This window comes from Achromobacter spanius, from assembly GCF_039673305.1.
In the GTDB taxonomy this organism is placed as follows: Bacteria; Pseudomonadota; Gammaproteobacteria; order Burkholderiales; family Burkholderiaceae_B; genus Achromobacter; species Achromobacter spanius_F.
The window spans coordinates 297,801-319,642 of sequence record NZ_JBDJLJ010000001.1 but is presented as its reverse complement, the minus strand read 5'-3'; the positions used below and the strand labels follow the sequence as shown (position 1 = coordinate 319,642).

The window sequence follows — 21,842 nt, the reverse complement described above, 5'->3', positions numbered from 1 at the left end:
GAACCGCGCATGCGAGTGCTCTTCATCCTGATCCTGCTGGCGAACCTGGGCGTCTACGCGTTGGGACAGGGGTGGCTGGGCGCTCGCCCCGAGGATGAAGGGCGCGACGCGCGGCGCTTCAGCCAGGAACTCAATCCTGGCGCCGTCACGCTGGTTCCCCGCAAGGCCCTTTAGTCGCCGCGCTTGCCTGGCCGGTCCAGCCACGGATCCAGCGCGTCCAGCGTCCGTCGCGTCGCGCCGGCATGCATGGCGAACCAGGCCCGGGCTGCCCGGCTGGCTAGCTGGCGTCGTTCGTGGTCGGCCACCAAGGCCATCGCGCTATCCACCGCCTGCGCCGCGTCCGGAGTCCGCAACACGGCGCCCGCCTCGATCGCGTCTTCCGCCGCCTGCTTGAAATTGAACGTATGCGGCCCCACGATGACGGGCACGCCTGCCGCGCAGGCTTCGATCAGGTTCTGCCCGCCCAGGGGCGCAAAACTGCCCGCCACGATCGCCACCTCTGATGCGGCGTAATAGAACGCCATCTCGCCCAGCGTGTCGCCCAGCATCACGGCGTCTTCCGGCGCCGGCTCGCCGCCTTCGGACCGTCTGGTGAACGACAGGCCCGCCTCCCGCAGCAGGCGGGCGGCCTCCTCGAAACGTTGGGGATGGCGGGGAATGAGCACGAACAGGGGCGCGCCGGGCGTGCCGGCATGCCGCTTGATCGCATCAATGAAGGGACCGTCCTCGCCCTCCCGCGTGCTGGCGACCGCGACGACCGGCCTTCCCAGCTTCTCGCGCCAGGCCTGCCCCGCCTGCACCTGCGCCGCGGGTAGAACCAGGTCGAATTTCAGGCTCCCCGTCACGAGCGCCGCGCGGCTCCCCGCCCGCGCCAGCCGCTCGGCGTCCTCGGCCGTCTGCGCCAGCACGGTATCCAGGCCCGCCAGGGCCTCGCGCATCACCCCGCCCATCCGACCCGCCTGGCGCAGCGACGAAGCCGAAAACCGGGCGCTGACCAAGGCCATGGGCACCCCGGCCTGACGGGCGGCGGCCAGCAGATTGGGCCAGATCTCCCGCTCTATCAGCAGGCCGCAGCGCGGCCGCCAATGGGCAATGAAGCGGCGCGTCGCGCCGGGGAAATCGTAGGGCTGCCAAACCTGGCGCAACTGGCCCCGGCCGATGGCGTCCTTGAACAGGCGCTCGCCCTCGGCCCGGCCGGTCGCCGTCATGTGGGTCAGCAGCACCGGCAGGCCGCGGTCCAGCAGCGCCTGCAGCAGCGGAAGCGCGGCACGGGTCTCTCCGAGGCTGACGGCGTGCACCCAGACGGGATGCGGCAGTGCCGACGCGGGCGCCTCGGCGCGTCCGAAACGTTCGGGGGAGAAAATGTCCCATTGGCCTCCGGCCCGCTTGGCGCGCCGGGCCATCCATAGCCACACCAGCGGCGCCAGGGCCCTGAGCGCCAGGGTGTAGACGCCGCGGTTCATGTCACTGGGCGGCGAGCGCCTGCTCGACTGCGGCCATGACGGCCTCGCGCGACGGCGAGGCGCCGCGGTCGCCCAGGCTGGCGGTGTAGTTCGAACCGACCAGGGGCGTTCTCACCGGCGTGGACGCGCGGTAGATGCCGATGGTGGGGCGGCCCAGGGCCGCGGACAGGTGCGTCAGGCCGCTGTCCAGGCCCACCATCAGGCGGGCGCCGGCCAGCAGGCGCGCCACCGCACTCAGGTCCATGCGGGGCATGACCTCGGCGCCGTCCATGCCCGCGACCAGCAGGCCTGCCCGCTCGGCCTCCTGATCGTTGCCGGCCAGCAATTTGAGCGTGCAGCCCGCCTCACGCAGGCGGCGAAAGACCACGCGCCAGTCGTCCTCGGGCCAGAGCTTGTCGTCGCGGCTGGCCGACGGCATGATCACCGCATAGCCGCGGTCGGTATCCAGGTGATGCAGCCGTGGAAGTTCGGTGGCGTTCAAGCCGGCGCTGCCCACTTCCAGGACAGGCTCGGGCGCCTGCGTCGCCTGGCGGGCGAAAGCCTGCAGGCCGAAATCCGGCAGCCCGGCATGCTGGTAGCCGAACGTCAGCCCGGCCAGCTTGCGCTGGCGGATCACCGCGGGCTGCCAGAACTCCACCCGATGGCGCACGTTGTAGAACAGGGAAGCGAGGGGTTCGCGCGCCGAACGCCAGTCCAGGCCATGCTTGACGCCGTGGGTCTGGCGCACCAGCCACGCCGATTTCAACAGCGCCTGCATATCCAGAACCACGTCGTAGCGCACCGAACGCAGGCGTTCGCGCAGCGCGCGCCGTTCCGCCCGCACTTGCGCCGACCACCAGGACTTGCGCCAGCGGCGATGTGCGACTTTGATGATTTCGTTGACGGCGGGATGCCACGAAGGGATCTCGGCAAACGCCTCCTCGACGACCCAGTCTATCTGCGCGTCGGGAACATGCCGGGCGATATCCGTGATCGCCGGCAGCATGTGGACGAGGTCGCCCAGGGAGGACGTGCGGACAATGAGAATTCGTGTGGGCATGAGCAAGGATTCGTGCTTGGAGCCGCCCTCTGGCCGATGATGGCGGGCACCGTTCAACGCAGCCCGAACTGTACATCAACAATGGCTATTGTTGCGCAACCCGGCCGGCTCCGATGGAGCCCGCCGTGGCCGAACCGCAGGGCGCGGCTACGCCACGGTTATTGCCGCTGCTTCTTTTTCTTGACGATCATCCATTTGGGCATGCGGAACAACACCAAACGCCGGTACAGCACGATATAGGTGGTGGAGAAAACCGCCGTGAACAGCATCAGGAGCCACGGCTGCTGCCAGAACAGCACTGCCGGTATCACCGCCAGCGACGACAGCAGCCACAGATACGGCGACGTCATCGAATTGCGCTGCGTCTGGTGCCGTGATTCGCGCGAACCGATGGCCCACCGGACCAGCCGCTTGTAGATCAGCATATGCAGGTGCACGCCGTCCGGGGCGCCGGGCGAACGGCCGCGCAGCCACTTCTTCCGGTAAATGGAAAAAAGGGTCTCGAAAACCGGGTAGATGCACAGAAGCAGGGGAAACCAGGCCGAGACCTCGGGGTGCCTGGCGAGCATCAGGACCGAGAGCTCTCCAATAATGAAGCCCAGGAAATAGGCGCCGCCGTCCCCAAGGAAAATATGCCCATGCGGATAATTCCACACCAGGAATCCGATAACCGCGCCAAGCGTGCTTAATGCCACGATCAAAAGAAAACGGTCGCCGAGATAAAACGAAACGTAGGCAAACCCGGCCAATATCATGGCCGAGACGACAGCAGCCAGGCCGTTATATCCGTCGATAATATTTATGGCGTTGGCGGCGCCGCCGATCGCGACCGACGTGAATACCAGCGATACCACCCCGAACTGCAGCAGCCAATCCACTCCGATAATGTCGACACGCGTCACGGCGGCGCCCAGCAGATAATAGGCGGCGGCGCCGGACAGGATCGCCAGGCCCAGCCGGACCAATACGCGAACCTGTTTGGTGAGGTCCTCGGCGAATCCCCCCAGAAAGGCCGGCATGCCCGCGGCCAACAGCAGCACCATATCCGGCAGGACATCGGGCTCGCGCATGGCGACCAAGGCGCAGGTGACGCCGCTGGCCACCAGCAGCGACAGGCCGCCGATGCGGGGCACCGGCTTCGAATGATACTTTTGCACACCTTCCAAATCATGATCGGCCGTCAGGCCATCATGCCAGGAGCGATAGCGCACGATCAGCAAGGTTGAAATGAGCGAAACCAGAAACGCTACAAGGACGTACAGCATGGAAGGGCGCGCCTGTTGGGATAGGCGCGATTGTAGCGTCAGACGTGGACAAGCCCTGATAGCAATATCGACAGGTTTGCAAAAGAAGAGAAACGAGACTTGCAAAATAAATAGGGCCTGCATCAACGCGAGGCGAACAGCTAAACTCCCGGTCTGCGCGATGGCGGAAAAGCCGTCGGCCGAAGATCCGGCCTGCCGGTAGATCCCTTTTCCAGTATTAAGACGTATTCTCGAAAATATGCATTCTTTTCAACCCGCCAGCCACGCGAGCCTGCCGCGCCTGCCCGAATGGAAGGCATATTCCGAAGCTGTCCTGGAAGCCTCGTTCTGCACCGATGCGCTTCGCCTCGTGCACGCCGCCGGCCTCACCATCGACCTCAGCGCGCAAGTGGACTCGCCCGCGGCGCGGCAGGCGGCCGAGAACCTGTTGAATGCCCGCGGCTTCGACTCAGCCCGCAAGTCGCTGCTGGCGGGCGAGCACGTCAACGTGACCGAAGACCGCGCCGCCTGGCACACCATGCTGCGCGCGCCCGAGCCGATCGAAGCCGTCGCGCAAGAACATCGGCGCGTGCGCGACTTCGTCCTGGACGCCGACGCGCAAGGCAAATGGAAGTCCATCATCCACATCGGGATCGGCGGCAGCGATTGGGGCGTGCGGCTGGCCACCGACGCCTGCGGCGGCTATGGTTCGCGCCGCGCCCTCAAGTTCGTCGCCAACATTGACGGGCACGCCATCGAGGACGCGATCCTGGGCATGGATCCCCGGGAAACGCTGGTGGTGGCAACCTCCAAATCCTTCACGACGACCGAAACCCTGGCCAACCTCCGGCGCGCTGTGCAATGGCTGGCCGATGCCGGCATAGACAATCCGTACGAGCGGGTGGTCGCCATTACCGCCAAACCGGCGGCCGCCGCCCAGCTCGGCATTCCCGACAGCCAGATCTTCCAGTTCTGGGACTGGGTTGGCGGCCGCTATTCGTTGTGGTCGGCCGTCGGCCTGCCCGTGGCCCTGGCGGTGGGACTGGACGTGATCGAGGGAATCCGCGCCGGCGCCGCCGCCATGGACGCCCACTTCGCCCAGGCGGACATCGCCGACAACGCCCCCGTGCAGCTGGCCCTGGCCGGCGTGGCGAATCGCAGCGTGTTGGGCTATGGGTCGCTCAGCATTGCCGCCTACGACGCCCGCCTGCAATACCTGGCGCCGTACCTGCAGCAGCTCGACATGGAGTCGCTGGGCAAATCCGTCGACCTCGCCGGGCAGCCTGTAGGCGTGCCGACCGGCCCCTCCGTCTGGGGCATGCCCGGCACCGACGGGCAGCATACGTTCTTCCAATGGCTGCACCAGGGCACCGACGGCGCCGCGGTGGACTTCATCATGTGCCGCGAGGCCGACCACCAGTGGGTTGAGGAACACGCCATGTTGCTGGCCAATTGCCTTGCGCAACGCCAGACGCTGCTGCGCGGCACCTCTCTCGATGCAGACCAGGCCGCCCTGCTGGCCCAAGGCATGCCCGAAGATGACGCGCAATGGCTGGCCCGCCATCGCCACCACCGGGGTGGCCGGCCCTCGACGCTGATCGTGCTGCCGCGCCTCACGCCCTACGCCATGGGCGCCTTGCTGGCGCTGTATGAGCACAAGATATTCGTCCAGGCGCTGATCTGGGGCATCAATCCCTTCGACCAGTGGGGCGTCGAGGCCGGCAAGAAGATGGCCAGCGGCATCCTGCGGGAACTGCACGGCGAAACGCAGTCGGCCTCGCACGACCAGTCCACGCAGCACTGGATTGCGCTTCTGGCGGGTGACCGGCAGGGCCGCTGAGGCGTCCGCCCATCCGGCCGCCGCGGGCGGCCGGCTCCCTCCGTTTCCGCGCGGAGATAGCCAAACCCGGCATTTGGGCACAGAATGCTTCTATAGCGTTTCTATAAGGAGACAGCCATGCGCATTGCCGATGCCCAATGGATTCCTTCGACGCAGCACCAGACATGGGATGCGTTGACCGACCCGAGAGTGCTGCAGAAATGCATTCCGGGCTGCGTGGAAGTGGCTATGCGCAGCCCGACCGAATACGCGGTCACGCTGCGCGCCAAGATCGCCGGAATAGACACCGACTACGAAGGCGAGATCCTGCTTTCCGACGTCAACGCCCCCGACAGCTGCACGCTGGTGTTCGAAGGCAAGGGACGCGCCGCCTGCCTGGCCATCGGCACCGCCCAGATCAACCTGACCACCAAGGATCAAGGCACGCGCGTGGCCTACACCGTGGCCGGCATGGCGGGCGGGAAGCTGGCCGAGTGCGGGGAAGGCGTGCTCCTGAAGGCCGGCGAAAAGATCATCGAGAAGTTCTTCGCCGGCTTCATCGATCACATGGCGGCGCAGCCGCGGCTCGCGCCCCCTCCCCCGCCTCCCGAACCCGAGCTCCGCGGCCTGGCGAATTCGCGCTGGTCGTGGATGCTGGTGGTGCTGGTGATCGCTGTTTTCTGGGGATACCACACGTTCTACAAGTGATAACCCTAGGGTGCCGGTGATATCCTTGGCGGCATGACTCCGCCGCCGCCACCGACCCAGCCATCCGCCGATCCCGCCCGCTCTCGCAGGGATCTTCTGATGGCGATGGCCGGCGTCTCGGCGACCGTCGTGCTTGCCGCGCTGGATTCCACCATCATCAGCACCACGCTGCCCCGGGTGGCCGAGGCGCTCGACGGCATGGCGCTGTATGCCTGGGTCGGAACGGGCTATCTGCTGGCCACCGCGGCCTCCATCCTGATCTTTGGCCGGCTGGGCGACATGTTCGGTCGCAAGCCGCTGATGCTGGTGTCCGTCCTGATCATCGCGCTCGGGTCCATCGCCTGTGGACTGGCGCAGTCGATGACGCAGCTGATCGTCTTCCGCACCCTGCAGGGGGTGGGCGGCGGCATGATGATCGCCACCGCGTTCGCCGCGCCTGCCGACCTGTTCCCGGACGCCAAGCAGCGGGTGAGATGGATGGCTCTGGTGTCGGCGGCCTTCGCCATGGCCAGCGGCATCGGCCCGGTCCTGGGCGGCGCCGCCACGCAGGCCTTGGGCTGGCGCGCGGCGTTCTTCATTTCGCCCATCGCGGCGGCAGGCGCCTTCTTCCTGCTGGCGCGCTATTTCCCCCGCATCCGCCCCATCCACGACGGCAGCCGCAAGATCGACTGGGTGGGCGCCATCCTGCTGGTGCTCTCGGTGGGGGCTCCGCTGGCCGCCCTGGAACTGGCCTTTGCCCGCGGCGACCATGCGCACCCCATGCTGGGCCTGACGCTGGCGCTGGTGGGCGTGGCGGCGATCGCCATCCTGATCCCCACCGAACGCCGCGTTACGTCGCCGATCTTCCCGCTGCGCGTCCTGTCCGGACGCGAACCGCGCCTGCTGAACCTGGCCGCGATGATGGTGGGCGCGGTGATGTTCATCCTGATCTTCTACAGCCCCCTGCTGCTGCAGCAGGTGCTGGGCTACACGCCCAGCGAGGCCGGCCTGCTGCTCACGCCGCTGGTCGCCGCGATCTCGGTGGGCAGCATCATCAACGGCCGGCTGTTTCCCAAGCAGACCGAGCCGCAACGGCTGATGGTGTTCGGCGGCGCGCTGCTTGCCGCCGGCTCGCTGATGGTGCTGCTCATTTCGCCGGGCACCTCCGCCTGGTGGATACTCGGCGCCTTTTTCGTCAACGGCTGCGCACTGGGCTTCCTGCTGCCCAACCTGACGCTGTTCATGCAAATGCTGAGCGAACGCCGCGACGTGGGCGTCGCGTCGGCGCTGGTGCAGACCACGCGCGCCATTGGCAGCGCGCTGGGCACCGCGCTGGTCGGGATCATGATTTCCCACAGCACGGTGCTGAACGGCGTGCGCACGGGCCTGGTCCTGTGTATCGTCCTGTCCCTGACCTGCGCGGCGCTCGCGCATCGGGTCAAGATGAAGAATCTGGCCACGAGCCGGAAATAGGGCAGTACACCCGAGACAAATCATGCGTCAACGCAATCTGATGGACCTGCTGCTCCTGGCCGCCGTCTGGGGCGGCTCCTTCCTGTTCATGCGGGTGGCGGTCAAGGAATTCGGCCCGATCGCGCTGATCGAGCTGCGGGTAGGGCTGGCCGCCCTGTTCCTGCTGCCCGCCGCGATATGGCGGGGCAAGCTGCCCCTCATCGGCCGCCATTGGAAGGCGCTGCTGGTCGTCGGCACGCTGAATGCCGCCGTGCCGTTCCTGCTGTACGCGTATGCCGCCCAGTCGCTGGGCGCCGGCTTCCTGTCGGTGGCCAACGCGGTAACGCCCGTGTGGGGCGCGGTGGTGGGCTGGCTGTGGCTCAAGGACAAGCTGCCCTGGATGCGGTCGCTGGGCCTGCTGATCGGGCTGGTGGGGATCATCGTACTGGTGTGGGACAAGCTGGACTTCCAGGCCGGCGGCACCGGGCCGGCCGTGCTGGCCGCCATTTCGGCGCCCATCTTCTACGGCATCGCGGCCAACTGGACCAAGCGCTTCCTGACCGGCGTGGATGCGCTGGCCAGCGCCACGGGCAGCATGATCGCGGCCTCGCTCGTGCTGCTGCCCCTGGCCATTCCCGCCTGGCCCGACACGCCCGCCTCGGCCTCGGCCTGGATCTCGACGATCCTGCTGGCGGTGGTCTGCACCGGCGCCGCCTACATCATCTTCTTTCGCCTGATCGCCAATGTCGGGCCGACTGCAGCCGTCAGCGTCACCTTCCTGGTGCCGATCTTCGGGGTGGTGTGGGGCGCATGGCTGCTCGATGAAGCGCTCACGCCGTCCATCGTGATCGGCGCCGCGATCATCCTGGTCGGAACTGCCCTGGCGCTGGGTTTGCTCAAGCCGCGCGCCTGAAGCCCCGCCGGATCAGTACTTGTCGGACGTGCCGGTGAGCGCCACGCCGATGCGCAGCAAGGTATAGGACGCCGCGTCGACCCATCTGCGCAGCCACCCGCGGCGCTGGTACTCCAGCGGCCGGATGAACCGTCCGCCCTCGCGGATGGCCGCTTCCAGGCGCTCCTGCAGGTCCCACGCGAAAGGCTGGTTGTCGATCACCACATTGGCCTCGCGCGCCAGCAGCAGGCTGAAGGGATCGAGATTGGACGATCCCACGGTGGCCACGTTGTCGATCACCGCCACCTTCGCGTGCAGGTAGCCCGGCATGTATTCGTAGATCTCGATGCCGTCGCGCAGCAGCTGGTCATAGAGCGAACGCGTGGCGTGGTACTGCATCCGGTATTCGACCTTGCCCTGCAGCAGCAGGCGCACGCGCACGCCGCGGGCCGCGGCCTTTGCCAGCGCGCGACGGAACTTCACGCCGGGAAAGAAATAGGCGTTGGCAATCAGGATGTCGCGGCGCGCCTGCGAAATGCCGAACAGATAGGCGCGCTCGAACGTCTGGCGAAAGCGCAGATTGTCGCGCAGCACCAGGGCGGCCCGCAGATCCCCGCAAGGCGCCACCCGCGCATGGCGCGGCTTGAGCAGGCGCATGCGGTTCCAGTCGCGCGGATGCCGTCGCAGGCGCGCCCAGTTCAGGCGCACCCACAGCAGTTCCTGCGCATAGGCCGCCTGGGCCACGAGCGGCCCCTCGACCTGCACGGCGAAATCGAACCGCGGCGCGGAGATGCCGTCGGTGGGATCCAGGTCGTCGTAATCGTCAAGGATGTTGATGCCGCCGATGAAGGCGACGCGGCCGTCGACGATGGTGACCTTGCGGTGCAGGCGCCTCAGGCGGCTGCGCGACGGCACGAAGCGCGCGAACCAGCGCGGCTCGGGCCGGAAGATGCGGCACTGCGCGCCGGCGTTGGTCAGCGCCGTGCGCACGTGCTCGGCCTGCATGGCGCTGCCGAAACCATCCAGGACGACGCGCACCTTCACGCCACGCCGCGCGGCGGACGCCAGGCAGTCCAGCACCCGCGAACCGGTGCGGTCCACCATGAAGATGTAGGTCTCCAGATGCACGCTGACCGTCGCGGCATCGATGGCCGCGCACAGCGCGGGGAAGAAGTCGGCGCCGTTCTGAAGCAAGCGGATGTCGTTGCCCAGCGCCCATTCCAGCCTGTCCTGCTCGGCCTTCACGGAAGTTCGAGCTCCGCCAGCAAGGGAGAGTGATCGGACAGCTTGGCCCACTCGCGGCCGCGCAGCACGCGTGCGCTGCGCACGGCAAAGCCGCGCTGGTAGATGCGATCAAGGCGGAACCAGGGAAAAACGGCGGGGAACGTGCGCGGCGGCGGCAGCAGGAGGCTCGAACTGCTGCCCATGCCCAGCTGATTGGTGCGCTCCATGATGGACACGCCGCTGTTGGGCAGGCCGCGCAAGGCGTTGCTCAGGCGCTTGACCGAATCGCGCAGGCGCGGCAGGTCGCCGCCATGGCTGCGCGGCGCGTGCGAGAACACCTCGTACAGGCCAAGCTGCTGCACGAACATGGGGGCCAGGCGGTCGTTCCAGTCGTTGAAATCGCCCGCGATGAGAATAGGTTCGCCGTCCGGCACCATGCGCTTGATGCGTTCGGTCAGCGCCAGGATCTGGCGGCTTCTGCTGCCGGCGAACAGGCCCAGGTGCACCACGAAGCAATGCACCGCCCGATCGCCGAGCTCGATGCGCGCGTGCAGCAGCCCACGCTGCTCCAGCCGATGGTCGGAGATGTCGAGGTTTTCGTGGTCAAGAATGGGGTATCGCGACAGCAGCGCATTGCCGTGGTCCGTCGCATGGCGGATCGCGTTGCGGCCATAGGCCACATCCAGCCGCAACGCGGCGGCCAGGGATTCGTGCTGGGCGTCGAGCAGCGACTTCTGCTCGTTGCGACCCTGGACCTCCTGGAGGAAGACCAGGTCGGGGCGCAGGCCATACAGGCCCAGGCGAAGTTCATTCAGGGAGTCGCGCCGGCCCAATGCCGAACGGCCCTTGTGGATGTTGTAGCTGACGACTCGGATGAGCGACATGGAAGCAATGGCGCCTTTCAAATCTTGAGAACCGCCGGCCGGGTTCCTGAAGGTGCCCCGGCCAGGCGCCGCCGTCTTCGGCGGCGTTAGCCAGATTACTCCATTTCAGCCGGCCGTTCCCACATTTGCCGCGCCCTCGAATCGAGCCCCCCGCGGCGCAAGCCGCCGATGCCCGAAGCGCACCGCCGCGGATCCGGCTCTGCCGGTCCGCCAGCGGGCCCCCTGGGGGGAAAGCGCCGAAGGCGCTTACGGGGGGGGGGGACTTAACCCTTCTCTACGTTGCGCAGGCGGATGTGCAGTTCGCGCAATTGCTTCTCGTCGACTTCCGACGGCGCTTGCGTCAGCAGATCCTGGGCGCGCTGCGTCTTCGGGAAGGCGATCACGTCGCGGATCGATTCGGCGCCGGTCATCATCGTCACGATGCGGTCCAGGCCGAAGGCGATGCCGCCATGCGGAGGCGCGCCGTACTGCAGCGCATCCAGCAGGTAGCCGAACTTCTCGCGGGCTTCCTCGGCGCCGATCTTCAGCGCGCGGAACACCTTGCTCTGCACTTCCTCGCGATGGATACGGACCGAGCCGCCGCCGATTTCCCAACCGTTCAGCACCATGTCGTAGGCCTTGGCGAACGCCTTGCTGGGATCGGTCTCCAGGAAGTCTTCGTGGCCGTCCTTCGGGCTGGTGAACGGGTGGTGCGCCGCGGTGTAGCGGCCGTCTTCCTCGTCGTACTCGAACATCGGGAAGTCGACCACCCACAGCGGCTTCCAGCCGGCCGTGAACAGGCCGGTCTTCTTGCCGAATTCGCTGTGGCCGATCTTCACGCGCAGCGCGCCGATGGCGTCGTTGACGACCTTCTCGCGGTCGGCGCCAAAGAAGATGATGTCGCCGTCCTGGGCGCCCGTGCGCTTGACCAGTTCGGCCAGGGCTGCGTCATGCAGGTTCTTGACGATCGGCGATTGCAGGCCGTCGCGGCCCTTGGCCACTTCGTTGACCTTGATGTAGGCCAGGCCCTTGGCGCCGTAGATGCCAACGAACTGGGTGTAGGCGTCGATCTCGCTGCGCGACATCTCGGCGCCGCCCGGCACGCGCAGGGCAACCACGCGGCTGCCAGGAGCGGTGGCGGCGGCGGCGAACACCTTGAAGTCCACGTCGCGCATGACGTCGGTCATGTCGGTGAATTCCAGCTGCACGCGCAGGTCCGGCTTGTCCGAACCATAGCGGCGCATCGCTTCCGTCCAGGGCATGATGGGGAACGGCGACGGCAGGTCGACGCCCTGCACCACGTTGAACACGTGACGGATCAGGTTCTCGAAGATTTCACGGATTTCGAATTCGTTCAGGAACGAGGTTTCGCAATCGATCTGGGTGAATTCCGGTTGGCGGTCGGCGCGCAGGTCTTCGTCGCGGAAGCACTTGGTGATCTGGTAGTAGCGGTCAAAGCCCGAGACCATCAGCATCTGCTTGAACAGCTGCGGCGACTGCGGCAGCGCGAAGAAGTGGCCGGCGTTCACACGCGAGGGCACCAGGTAGTCGCGCGCGCCTTCCGGCGTGCTCTTGGCCAGCATGGGCGTTTCGATGTCGATGAAGCCGAGCCCGTCCAGGAACTTGCGCGTTTCGATGGACACGCGGTAGCGCAGCATCAGGTTGCGCTGCATCTGCGGGCGGCGCAGGTCCAGCACGCGGTGCGTCAGGCGGGTGGTTTCCGACAGGTTGTCGTCGTCCAGCTGGAACGGCGGGGTGACCGACGCGTTCAGGATCTCGACTTCCTTGCACAGCACTTCGATCTCGCCCGAGGCCAGTTCGGCATTGGCCGTGCCCGCGGGACGCTCGCGCACCAGGCCGGTGACGCGGACGCAGAATTCGTTGCGCAGGCGCTCGGCGGTGGCGAAGGCGGCATTGTCCGGATCGAACACGATCTGGGCCAGGCCCGCGCGATCACGCAGATCGATGAAGATGACCCCGCCGTGGTCGCGGCGGCGGTTCACCCAGCCGTACAGGGTGACGGTCTGGCCGAGATGGTCACGGCAAACCTGGCCGGTGTAGCAGGTACGCATGCGGGATGACTCCGTTGTGTGCTTAGTTTGAGCGTAAGGGTTACGAATCGGCGCGAGGCGCGTCTTGCACGCCCGGCGCCGGAGAGAGCGCAGCCGGCCGGACCACGGGCGTCGCCGCCTGCGCCGGGGCGACAACGCCCATGGAAACGATGTACTTCAATGCCGCGTCCACACTCATCTGCAGGTCGATCGCGTCGGCGCGAGGCACCATCAGAAAAAAGCCGGACGTGGGGTTCGGCGTGGTCGGCACGTACACGCTGATGTGGTCGCCCGGCAGGCGGTCGGCCACTTCACCGCTGGGCGTGCCGGTGACAAAAGCAATGGTCCAGGAACCCGCTCGCGGATACTGCACCAGCACCGCGCGGCGAAACGCCTGTCCGTTGGGGGCAAGCACGGTATCGCTGACCTGCTTGACCGAGTTGTAGATGGATCGCACCAGCGGAATGCGGCCCAGCAGGTTTTCCCACTGGTCCACCATGGTGCGGCCGATCAGGTTGGCCGCGAACACGCCCGTCAACAGCACCACCACGATGACCAGGACGAAGCGGAAGCCGGGAATGTCGATGCCGAACAGCGATTCGGACGACAGGAAGCCGGGCACGAACCCTTCGAGGGTGGCGACCAGCAAACCCAGCACCCACACCGTGATGACCAGGGGAACCCAGATCAGCAGGCCGGTGATGAAGTACTTCTTGATGACGCGCATCCGCATCGCGTGCGCTCTACGAAGCGGAACTGCTCGCCGCGGGCGCCGCCGGGGCGGACGGGGCAGGCGCCGCGGCAGCTGGCTCGGCCGGCGTCGGTGTGCTGGCCGGTGCGGCGGGCTGGCCGCCGTTTCCGCCAGTGTTGCCGTTCCCATTGCCACGGAAATCGGTGACATACCAGCCGGAACCCTTGAGCTGGAATCCAGCCGCGGTCACCTGCTTGGAAAACGTGCTCTGGCCACATTCGGGGCAATCCGAAAGCGGCGCGTCGGAGATCTTCTGCAAGACGTCTTTGGCATGGCCGCAGGCGCTGCACTTATAAGCGTAGATGGGCATCGAGGGCTCCCAGGCGCAAGCCCGGCATATCAAAATCCGCCTGTCGCCGCACAAGAGCGGAAGGCTGGGCGGCGGGGCAAGGCCGGAAAAATACGGGAAAGTCTTGAATTTTAGCGGTTTTTCATGAAGCGTCGGTGTCCGGCCCCGCCGGCGGGCCCGAAGCGCCGCCCGAGGGACGATGCACTCGGGCCGGCGGGCCGCTCCCCTAGACGGGAAGCAGGAACATCACGGCCGCCACCAGCGTCGGCGCCAGGGCTGACAGGAACAGGCGTCCGGACGAAATGCTGCCGTCGGGAAAGTGATTCTTCAGGATGGCGAAACCGGCCGGGTTCGGCGCGTTGGCGATCACCGTCAAGCCGCCCCCCGTGACCGCGCCGGCCACCAGCATGTAGCGCCAGGCCTCGCTGGTGCCTTCCACCAGGGAGCCCAGATAGGTGAGCGCGGCATTGTCGGTGATGGCCGTGAGCGCGGTGGCGCCCCAGAACAGGACGAACGGCTCCAGTCCGCCCAGCAGGTCCTGCAACCACCATTTCTGCAATCCACCCAGCACCACCAGGCCGGCCAGGAAGAAGCCCACCATCAGGCCCTCCTTGATCATCAGGCGGTCCTGGTGACGCTTGTAGGCCTCGGAAAACCCGATGAACATCATCAGAAGGCCCAGGAAAATGGCGGGGTGATGCGCGGTGAGCACGACGGCGATCAGGAAAACCAGATGCACCGCGATCACGACCGCCGGCACAGGAGGACGCTTGCCCGTTCCGTCCGGCGCGTCCACGCCGCCCCCGGTCCCCACGGAACGCTCCAGCAGCGCCTTACGGCAGATGAAGGTCAACAGGCCCGCGTTCAGGCAGACGGCCACCGCGGCTCGCCAGCCAAAATGCTGCACCATGAAAGTGGAATCCCAGCCGAATGTGGTCGCCACCATCAGCACGGGCGGCGCGGCGTAGGACGTCAGCACCCCGCCGATCGATACGTTCACGAACAGCACGCCCAGGGTCAGGTACTTGAATCCCGCCCGGCCGCTGGTACGGAAATAGGCGTCTCGCAGCAGGATGGCGGCCAGCGTCATGGCGGCCGGCTCCGTGATGAACGAGCCGCCCAGCGGCACCAACGCCATCACCACGAAAAAGGTGGACAGTTCGCGCGGCAAGGGCAGCACCCGCGCCACGACGCGCACCAGCAGGCCCACCAGTTCAAGGATCGGCCGGCTCGCCGCCACCACCATGATCACGAAGACAAACAGCGGCTCCGTGAAATTGCGCGTATCCATGTATTCGATGGCGGTGGACGGCCCGGACAGCGCCGCCATCGCCACGATCAGCGCGAAGGCCCAGACGCCGAAGACGGCCTCGACCTCCGCGAACAGATGCCAGATGCCCGCGTGCGGCCCGCCCCGATGCGCAAGTCGCGCAAAAAAGGGAACCGAGAAGGTATGAAGGACCGCCACGCCGAACAGCAGAGTGGCAATGACTTCAATGGTCTGAGGCATGAGAGAGACTTCCGGAAGCAGGGTTCAGACGGCGCCCGGCCAGCGTAAGCCGGGCAAGCGTCGCAATATAGCCCAGCGGGCTGGCCCTGTAACGCCGGGTCAACACTGATCCTCCCGCCCTTTCTATGCGATCGGCGCCGGCGGCTCCGCGCCCTGCTGGGCCGCCTTCATCTCCATCAACAGGCTGTGCAGCATCTCCGTGGAAAGCCCGTGCAGCACCAGCCGGTAGCCGGCGCGCAAGGTGGACATCGGCACCAGCGGATGGTTGTTGTTGACCAGGATCAGGTGTTGCGGCGCGCCCAGCAGCTTGGCCGCGTAGATGCCGATGGTCTCGTCCAGCTGCAGCGAATTGGCCGCGCGCCAGAAGTCGTTGTCGGTCAGCATCAGCTGGTACAACGGCGTGAAGAGTTCGATGGCGCTTTGCAGGTCCAGGAAGTTCAGCTTGCCGTGCGGCATGTCTTCCAGATTGATCGGCGGGTCCCGCAGCATGGAGAAATCCACCGTCTGCGGCGCATGCATTTCCACGCCCGCCTCGCGCAGCGCCTGGTTCAGGCGGATGACGAAGTTGAACAGGTTCAGGTCGTGCTTGACGAAGAGTTCGTCCTTCAGGTCATCGATCTCCATCGGCTCGAGCGGCGTTGTGGTGATGCTTACCGGCGAGTTGGCCGCGATGAAGGCCAGCGCCTGCGCCCCCAAATGGAAATGGCGCAGGATGAGCCAGTTGGCCTCGGGCGACACGAACCGCTTCAAGCCCCAGGCCAGGATGCGGTGCAGCAGCCGGGAATGCGACCAGCGGCGCGGCAGGAAGGTCTTCACGACCTGGATCAGGATGATGAAGGCGCGCGCCAGCGGGCGCAGGAACGGCAGCAGATACTGCCGCGATGCGCAGCTGGAATCCGTCAGCCAGGCCTTCTTCACCTTGTCCGGCAAAGGGGTGCTGCGGTCCAGGTAAAGGGCCAGCCAGGGGCTGGGATCGGCGGGATCGTGGCCCTTGGCGAGGAAGTCGGGTTCCGGGTTCATGCCGCGTCCGCCTCCATCACGTGATGGAACTGCATCAGGTACAGCGCGGCCGTGCGGCGCGCCGTGTCCACGATGCGCTGCTCGGCGCGACCGTCTTCATCGCAATCCAGCGCCAGCTCCACCGCGGACAGCCACCGCGCCAGGTGGTGCTCGTCGTTGTGGCCGTGATATTCCAGGAAGCGGAAGGCGTCGGGCGGCAGCTTCAGGCTGGCCTTGAGCAAGGGCAGCAGCGCAGGGACGATGCGCTGCCCGGTGCCCTCGATGATGTAGATCGCACCCAGGAGCCCGATCGGATCGCGCGTCGCGGCCAGGCCGTGCAGGTAGGCATTCAACGCCTCGCCGCCGGGATTGCGGCGCAGGGCGTCGATATCGCCCACCGTGCCGCCCGCGCTGCGGTAATCCTGGAAGAGGATCTGGAAGTCGTTCTGTTCCTCGCCCGCATGCATGTCGATCAGGGCCGCCAGCGGCGCATACTGCTCCGACAGCGATGCCGCGCCCTCACGCATCCATTTGCTGCCCTCGCGCACCTGCGGAATCCAGTTCTCCATCCAGTTCAGGTAGTCGGCGGTCTGGAACTGGCGGTTGCGCAGGCGCTTCACCACGGGGGTGCGCCACACGCGCGAGCGGTAGTCGTGCCAGATCGCCGCCAGCTCGGTCAGCAGTTGCCCCAGGCCCTGCGGGGCCATGTCGGGGTCGTGCGGCGGCGCGATCGCCTCGGCGTCGCCGCTCAAGGCGTCTTCGCGCGCAGCCGCGGCCGGCACGGCGGGTGCGCCGGCCGCCACCGGGCCGGCGTGGACCGCCTCGGCCTCCAGCAGCATGTAGGCCGCCATGAAGCGTCCCGATTCGGGGATGTAGCAGAAGATCTGCTCGCCGGGCTTGACCTCGCGCGTTTCCAGGAACTCCGCCAGCATGATCAGGATGGATGCCGCGCCGGTATTGCCGCGCCATGCCAGGTTGCTGAACCAGCGTTCGCGCGGGATCACCAGTCCGGCTTTTTCCATCAGGTCTTCCACCACCGGGATGAACTTCTCGGACGAGTAGTGGCACAGGAAGTGGTCGACCTGGTCCGGATCCACCCAGCCATCGCGCACCAGCTTGGCGTATTCGTGGATGCCGATGTCGAACAGGTGCGGAAGCAGGCGGATGTCCTGCCGCAGCGACAGCGCGCCGTCGGCCTCTGCCTCCGTCCATGACGGATAGTCCAGGTGCCCCTTGCCGCGGTCGGCCGACAGTCCCAGCTGCATGCACACGGGGTAATCGCCCGAGAACGAACGCTGATGCACCCACTTCAGCCGCAGCCGCACACCTTGCGAGGCGCCGGGCAACGGCCGGCCGCTATTGCCCAGCAGCACCGCGCCAGCGCCGTCCGACAGCATCCAGCGCAGGAAGTGCGCATCGAAATCGGCGTCATAGCCGCGCGCCGCGAAGCGCGACCGCTTGAACAGGCGCGACGGCAGTTCGCTGGCCACCGCGAGCGCGCTGGCGTGTCCGCCCAGTTCCACGCCTTGCGCGGCCGCCTGGATGGCCGATACGCCGGCTGCGCAGATGCCGTGCACCGACAGGGTCTCCATGGGCTGGCCGGCCAGCTCGCCCTGGATCATGTTCGAGAACCCCGGCATCAGCGCATCGCCGCCGGACGATCCGCTGGCCAGCAGCGAAACACCGGACAGATCGCTGTCATGGCGCCGCAGGCAGTCGCGGATGGCGTTGGCCGCCAGTTGCGCGTTCGAAAATACGGTGCCGCCTTCGGAATCGATCGCGTAGTAGCGCTGCTTGATGCCGTTCTCGGCCAGGATGCGGCTTTTGATCCGGCTGGACATGCGGTTCAGCGGCGCGATGTAGCTGTCCATGGCTTCGTTGGACACGGGCTCGCCCGGCATGAAATAGCCGGCGCTCTCCAGGTAGACACGATGAAACGCGATAGGCATGGCGGATCTCTGGGTGATTGGGTGGAAATGCGGCGCTAACGTACGTGCTCGGGCGCCATGCAGGGACGGCTGCGGAATCGCGGGACGAAAGCGCCCAGGACGAAGACGCGGAACATGTAGGGCGTCAGGCCGCGTTCATTCAGTTCGGGGCGCACGCGGCCGCGGTATTGGCCACGATGCAGCCGGGCCAGCTCGGACCAGTGCGCGCGCGGATGCTCGTGATGCGCGGTGTGCAGGCCGATGTTGAACAGCAGGGGATTGACCAGACCCTCGAAATTGCGCGCGTAGTTCAAGCCCGCCAGGTGCCGCGGGCCGCCGTCCGCATGCGCGTGCTGCAGATAGTTCGTGGCCAGCAGCCAATGCAGGCCGTGCAGCTGCGGCACGATGACGAACACCAGCGCCTTGGCCGGGTTCACCGCAAGCAGCCCGGCCCACAGGCCCAGCCACGCGCCGTACTGCGCCAGGCAGTAGCGCCACGCGCCCGGCCAGTGCCGACGCAGCCGGCCCAGCCATGCGAAGAACAGCGGATACAGCACCCAGGCGGCCTGGACCGGATGAATGACGTAGCCCCACAGATGATTCGTATCGCCGCCGAAGCGGTAGGTGCGCGCGACGTCGCGCGCCCCGTGCTTGTAGCGGTGGTGATTGGCCACGTGCGCCGGGTAGAACACGAAGGTCGGATGGCCCTGCAGCAGCGTGATCCAGAAATCGGTGATGCGGTTGGCCCGGCGCCCCCGCCACATCCGGATGTGCGTGTGGTTATGGTGGATGACGCCGATGCCCAGCGTGAGGAACAGCATCAGCGCATAGAGCGGCCACCAGAAGCCGTTGAACCATTGCCAGGCGGCCAGCGCGGGCAGCGCGGCAAGATAGGCAAGGCTCTGCCAGTCGCGCCGGTTGCGCAGCGCGGGCCATGCGCGCCCAAGGCCGGAACCCGTCGACACTAGGCAGAGCCCCGCATGCCGGCGCCGGCCTCGCGCTGCCGGAACGCATCCAGCTGGCGCTCGGCGGCTTCCGCGCCCAGCCGGGTGCGGAACAGCCGGTCCATGAAGGTGAACTGGAAACCGTAGTTGCCGTTGTAGCAGGCATGGTGCAGATGATGCCGCCGGCTGGCGGCAAACCAATGCGCATACGACACCTTGGGAAAGAAGTCGTAGTTGGCGTGTCCGATGCAGTTGAAGAACAGGCTGAATATCGGCACCGACGCCAGCGACCAGAAGCTGAAGTCATGCAGCACCATCGGCAGCAGGATCACATTGCCCAGCATCAACGCTTCGATGGGATGGAAGCTGTACGTGGAGAACGGCGTCGTGACGACCGAGCGGTGATGCGGCAAGTGGAAACGGCGCAGCAGCCGGGTGTGCAGCAGGCGGTGGTTGATCCAGAAATGCACGTCGTTCCAGGCCACCAGCGCCAGGATTTCGAGGGTGATCTGCTGCCAGCCCGCATCCGGAGCGAGGCGCGCCCATCCCAGCTGCAGCAGGCCCCACGGAAAAATCATGCCGGTGCCGAACAGCAGGATCGACAGGCCCGACTGCGCGAACTCGCGCCGCAGCTGGCCCGGCGCCAACGGCCGTGGATCCAGGGGCCGGCCCATGCCCAGGGCCGGCAGGACGTGCCGGGTCAGCAGCCACGTTGCCGCGCCAAAGATCAGGTAGATGCCGCCGAAGAACAGCAGCCCCGCCAACATGACCTGCCAGGCGGACAAGGCTTCGAAAGCTTGGCCCATGAAGGTTTTGTTTCACCCGAAGAATGGCGGCATGATAAGCAATCCGTCAGCTTCCCGGTAGGTCAATTATTACCAATTGAATCCGGAAGCCACAAAGCCCTCAAGCTGCGCGCAGGGTTGCCTGCGATGCGGGAAACCGGCGATCGAGATCCGCCACGGCTGCGGCCAGGCGCGCCGCGAGCGTCGCGCCGGCGGACAGCATGGGCAGCCGCAGCTCGTCCGACAGCAGGCCCTGGCGCGCAAGCTGCGCCTTCAGCGGCCCCGGATTGGGCTCCCCGAAGACCAGCTGGATCATGGGCGCCAGCGCATGGAACAGCATTCTTGCCTCGTCCAGCCGCTGCTCCCGCACCGCGCGGTGCATCGCCACGAAGAGATCCGGACGCAGGTGCGCGGCGGCGGCGATCATGCCGGTACCGCCCAGGCACAGCACCGACAGCGATTGCAGATCCTCGCCTGCCAGCACGTTCAGCCGCCCATCGGCGATCAGCGCCACCGTCTTTTCCAGGGACCCGCCGCAGTCCTTGATGGCGGCGATGTTCGGATGCGCCGACAGCGCCAGCAGGGTCGACGTATCGAGGGTGGCGCCTGTCCGGTAGGGAATGTCGTACAGCACCAGGGGAAAGCGCGAGGCATCGGCCAGGCAGCGGAACCAGGCGGACGCGCCCTCCTGTCCGGCGCGCACGTAGTACGGCGCGGGCGCCAGGATGCCCGCCAGCGGCCGGGTGCCGAACGCCGACAGACGCTGCATCACATGCCCCTGATGATTGCCCGCCAGGCCCATGACGACGGGCAGCCCGCCCGCCTCGGCCAGCACGGCATCCAGCACGGCAAGCTGCTCCGCATCGTCCAGCGCGGCCGCCTCGCCGGTGCTGCCGCAGACGACCAGGCCGTCCACGCCCGCCGCGACGTAGTGGCGCACGAGGCGCCGCAGGGCCCCGCCATCCACGGCGCCGCCGGAAAACGGCGTGACCAGCGGTATCCAGACGCCCTGGAACAGAGATTGATGTGATTGCATGTGAACACTCCTTCGGTATGGACCGTGGTGGGACCGTACAGAAGTGCTCGGGATATCAGAGGGTGCGCGCAGGGGCGCCAAAGCGCCGCCAGGAGGCCGCTGTTCCGTCGCCCATCTGACGGAACAGCATGCTCCGGTCAGATGAGCGGCTGTTTTTTGGATTTCAGGCCGGCGGCAGCCAGCACCACGCCAAGGGCGCGGATGCGGGAAGCAGTCTGGTGGGCCTGATGAATCATGAATGAGTTGGACGCGATGAGCGGCGGATGCAGCAATCTACCGGGCGGGCGCGTCAGTGTCAACGGCGGGCCGGCTATCAGCCCAACGTGCCCAGGAACACGGCGCACAGGGCTTCCATGCCCTTGCGGTCGTCTTCGTCGAAGCGGTCGGGCACGGGGCTGTCGACATCCCATACGCCGATCAGTGCGCCTTGATGCACCAGCGGCACGACGATTTCGGAACGCGAGGCGGCATCGCAGGCGATATGGCCCGGAAACGCGTGCACGTCCGGAACCAGCTGCGTCTGGCGCTGGCTGGCGGCCGCGCCGCACACGCCGCGGTTCAGCGGGATGCGCACGCACGCCGGCTTGCCCTGGAACGGGCCCAGCACGAGCTCAGTGCCGTCGAAGAAGTAGAACCCCGCCCAGTTCAGGTCGGGCAGCGCCTGGTAGGCCAGCGCGCTCAGGTTGGCGGCATTGGCGATGCGGTCGGGCTCGCCTTGCAGCAGCGCACGCGCCTGGACGGCCAGTTCTGCATAGAGGGCGGCCTTGGAATCGGCGACGATGGGAGCGGCTTCGAACATGGGAAATGTAACTGTACAGGCGGTTATCGATGCAGGTGATTTTAGGGGTTCCGGCCGTTAAAGGGGC

20 protein-coding genes are annotated in these 21,842 nt (G+C 66.7%); 5 read left to right on the top strand and 15 right to left on the bottom strand.

Annotated elements, in window-relative coordinates:
- Positions 1 to 9: 9 nt before the first annotated feature.
- Positions 10 to 174 carry a hypothetical protein gene (locus ABE485_RS01535; protein WP_346512946.1) on the top strand — a complete coding sequence of 55 codons (165 nt, stop codon included), beginning with the start codon at positions 10 to 12 and terminating at the stop codon, positions 172 to 174.
- Here ABE485_RS01535 and ABE485_RS01530 read toward each other — a convergent pair.
- The 3 genes from ABE485_RS01530 to ABE485_RS01520 all read right to left on the bottom strand — a co-directional run bounded on the left by ABE485_RS01530 (position 171) and on the right by ABE485_RS01520 (position 3,767).
- Positions 171 to 1,463, bottom strand: a complete 1,293-nt coding sequence (locus tag ABE485_RS01530) for a 3-deoxy-D-manno-octulosonic acid transferase (RefSeq protein WP_346512945.1) — start codon at positions 1,461 to 1,463, stop codon at positions 171 to 173. The genes ABE485_RS01535 and ABE485_RS01530 overlap by 4 nt on opposite strands.
- Position 1,464: 1 nt before the next feature.
- The gene (waaC, locus tag ABE485_RS01525; protein ID WP_346512944.1) at positions 1,465 to 2,502 is read right to left on the bottom strand and encodes a lipopolysaccharide heptosyltransferase I; all 1,038 of its coding nucleotides are present in this window, start codon (positions 2,500 to 2,502) and stop codon (positions 1,465 to 1,467) included.
- A 158-nt stretch (positions 2,503 to 2,660) separates the two neighbouring features.
- Positions 2,661 to 3,767 carry a glycosyltransferase family 4 protein gene (locus ABE485_RS01520; RefSeq protein WP_346512943.1) on the bottom strand — a complete coding sequence of 369 codons (1,107 nt, stop codon included), beginning with the start codon at positions 3,765 to 3,767 and terminating at the stop codon, positions 2,661 to 2,663.
- Positions 3,768 to 4,005: 238 nt separating this feature from the next.
- Between ABE485_RS01520 and pgi the strand changes: the two genes are divergently transcribed.
- From pgi to ABE485_RS01500, 4 genes are all read left to right on the top strand, one after another.
- Complete coding sequence (pgi, locus tag ABE485_RS01515; protein ID WP_346512942.1) at positions 4,006 to 5,586, top strand: glucose-6-phosphate isomerase; 1,581 nt, start codon at positions 4,006 to 4,008, stop codon at positions 5,584 to 5,586.
- A 117-nt stretch (positions 5,587 to 5,703) separates the two neighbouring features.
- Positions 5,704 to 6,273, top strand: a complete 570-nt coding sequence (locus ABE485_RS01510; protein ID WP_346512941.1) for an SRPBCC family protein — start codon at positions 5,704 to 5,706, stop codon at positions 6,271 to 6,273.
- A gap of 99 nt (positions 6,274 to 6,372) precedes the next feature.
- Positions 6,373 to 7,725 carry an MFS transporter gene (locus ABE485_RS01505; protein ID WP_346512940.1) on the top strand — a complete coding sequence of 451 codons (1,353 nt, stop codon included), beginning with the start codon at positions 6,373 to 6,375 and terminating at the stop codon, positions 7,723 to 7,725.
- A gap of 22 nt (positions 7,726 to 7,747) precedes the next feature.
- Positions 7,748 to 8,617, top strand: a complete 870-nt coding sequence (locus tag ABE485_RS01500; protein ID WP_346512938.1) for a DMT family transporter — start codon at positions 7,748 to 7,750, stop codon at positions 8,615 to 8,617.
- A gap of 12 nt (positions 8,618 to 8,629) precedes the next feature.
- Here the strand turns inward: ABE485_RS01500 and clsB are convergent, their stop codons facing one another.
- The 12 genes from clsB to ABE485_RS01440 all read right to left on the bottom strand — a co-directional run bounded on the left by clsB (position 8,630) and on the right by ABE485_RS01440 (position 21,775).
- A complete protein-coding gene (gene clsB, locus ABE485_RS01495; protein ID WP_346512936.1) occupies positions 8,630 to 9,841 on the bottom strand; it encodes a cardiolipin synthase ClsB in 1,212 nt (403 codons plus the stop codon).
- Entirely contained in the window at positions 9,838 to 10,704 is an 867-nt protein-coding gene (locus ABE485_RS01490) for an endonuclease/exonuclease/phosphatase family protein (RefSeq protein WP_346512934.1), read from the bottom strand. The genes clsB and ABE485_RS01490 overlap by 4 nt, the downstream gene beginning before the upstream one ends.
- A 263-nt stretch (positions 10,705 to 10,967) precedes the next feature.
- Positions 10,968 to 12,755, bottom strand: a complete 1,788-nt coding sequence (gene aspS, locus ABE485_RS01485; RefSeq protein ID WP_346512932.1) for an aspartate--tRNA ligase — start codon at positions 12,753 to 12,755, stop codon at positions 10,968 to 10,970.
- 40 nt (positions 12,756 to 12,795) lie between these two features.
- On the bottom strand, positions 12,796 to 13,461 hold the full coding sequence (locus tag ABE485_RS01480) for a DUF502 domain-containing protein (protein ID WP_430795378.1): 666 nt from the start codon (positions 13,459 to 13,461) through the stop codon (positions 12,796 to 12,798).
- 16 nt (positions 13,462 to 13,477) lie between these two features.
- Positions 13,478 to 13,795 carry an FmdB family zinc ribbon protein gene (locus ABE485_RS01475; RefSeq protein ID WP_346512929.1) on the bottom strand — a complete coding sequence of 106 codons (318 nt, stop codon included), beginning with the start codon at positions 13,793 to 13,795 and terminating at the stop codon, positions 13,478 to 13,480.
- 205 nt (positions 13,796 to 14,000) lie between these two features.
- Entirely contained in the window at positions 14,001 to 15,284 is a 1,284-nt protein-coding gene (locus tag ABE485_RS01470) for a putative Na+/H+ antiporter (RefSeq protein ID WP_346512928.1), read from the bottom strand.
- 123 nt (positions 15,285 to 15,407) lie between these two features.
- Positions 15,408 to 16,304, bottom strand: coding sequence for a DUF6999 family protein (locus ABE485_RS01465; RefSeq protein WP_346512927.1), 897 nt, complete (start codon positions 16,302 to 16,304; stop codon positions 15,408 to 15,410).
- Positions 16,301 to 18,232 (bottom strand): iron-containing redox enzyme family protein, encoded by a 1,932-nt coding sequence (locus ABE485_RS01460; RefSeq protein WP_346512926.1) that lies wholly within the window; start codon positions 18,230 to 18,232, stop codon positions 16,301 to 16,303. Before ABE485_RS01460 ends, ABE485_RS01465 begins: the two co-directional genes overlap by 4 nt.
- A gap of 35 nt (positions 18,233 to 18,267) precedes the next feature.
- Positions 18,268 to 19,176, bottom strand: coding sequence for a fatty acid desaturase (locus tag ABE485_RS01455; protein ID WP_346512924.1), 909 nt, complete (start codon positions 19,174 to 19,176; stop codon positions 18,268 to 18,270).
- On the bottom strand, positions 19,176 to 19,961 hold the full coding sequence (locus ABE485_RS01450) for a sterol desaturase family protein (protein WP_346512923.1): 786 nt from the start codon (positions 19,959 to 19,961) through the stop codon (positions 19,176 to 19,178). Before ABE485_RS01450 ends, ABE485_RS01455 begins: the two co-directional genes overlap by 1 nt.
- A gap of 100 nt (positions 19,962 to 20,061) precedes the next feature.
- Positions 20,062 to 20,976 (bottom strand): 4-hydroxy-tetrahydrodipicolinate synthase, encoded by a 915-nt coding sequence (gene dapA, locus ABE485_RS01445; protein WP_346512922.1) that lies wholly within the window; start codon positions 20,974 to 20,976, stop codon positions 20,062 to 20,064.
- Positions 20,977 to 21,289: 313 nt separating this feature from the next.
- The gene (locus tag ABE485_RS01440; RefSeq protein WP_346512921.1) at positions 21,290 to 21,775 is read right to left on the bottom strand and encodes a GAF domain-containing protein; all 486 of its coding nucleotides are present in this window, start codon (positions 21,773 to 21,775) and stop codon (positions 21,290 to 21,292) included.
- Between the last annotated feature and the right edge of the window lie 67 nt (positions 21,776 to 21,842).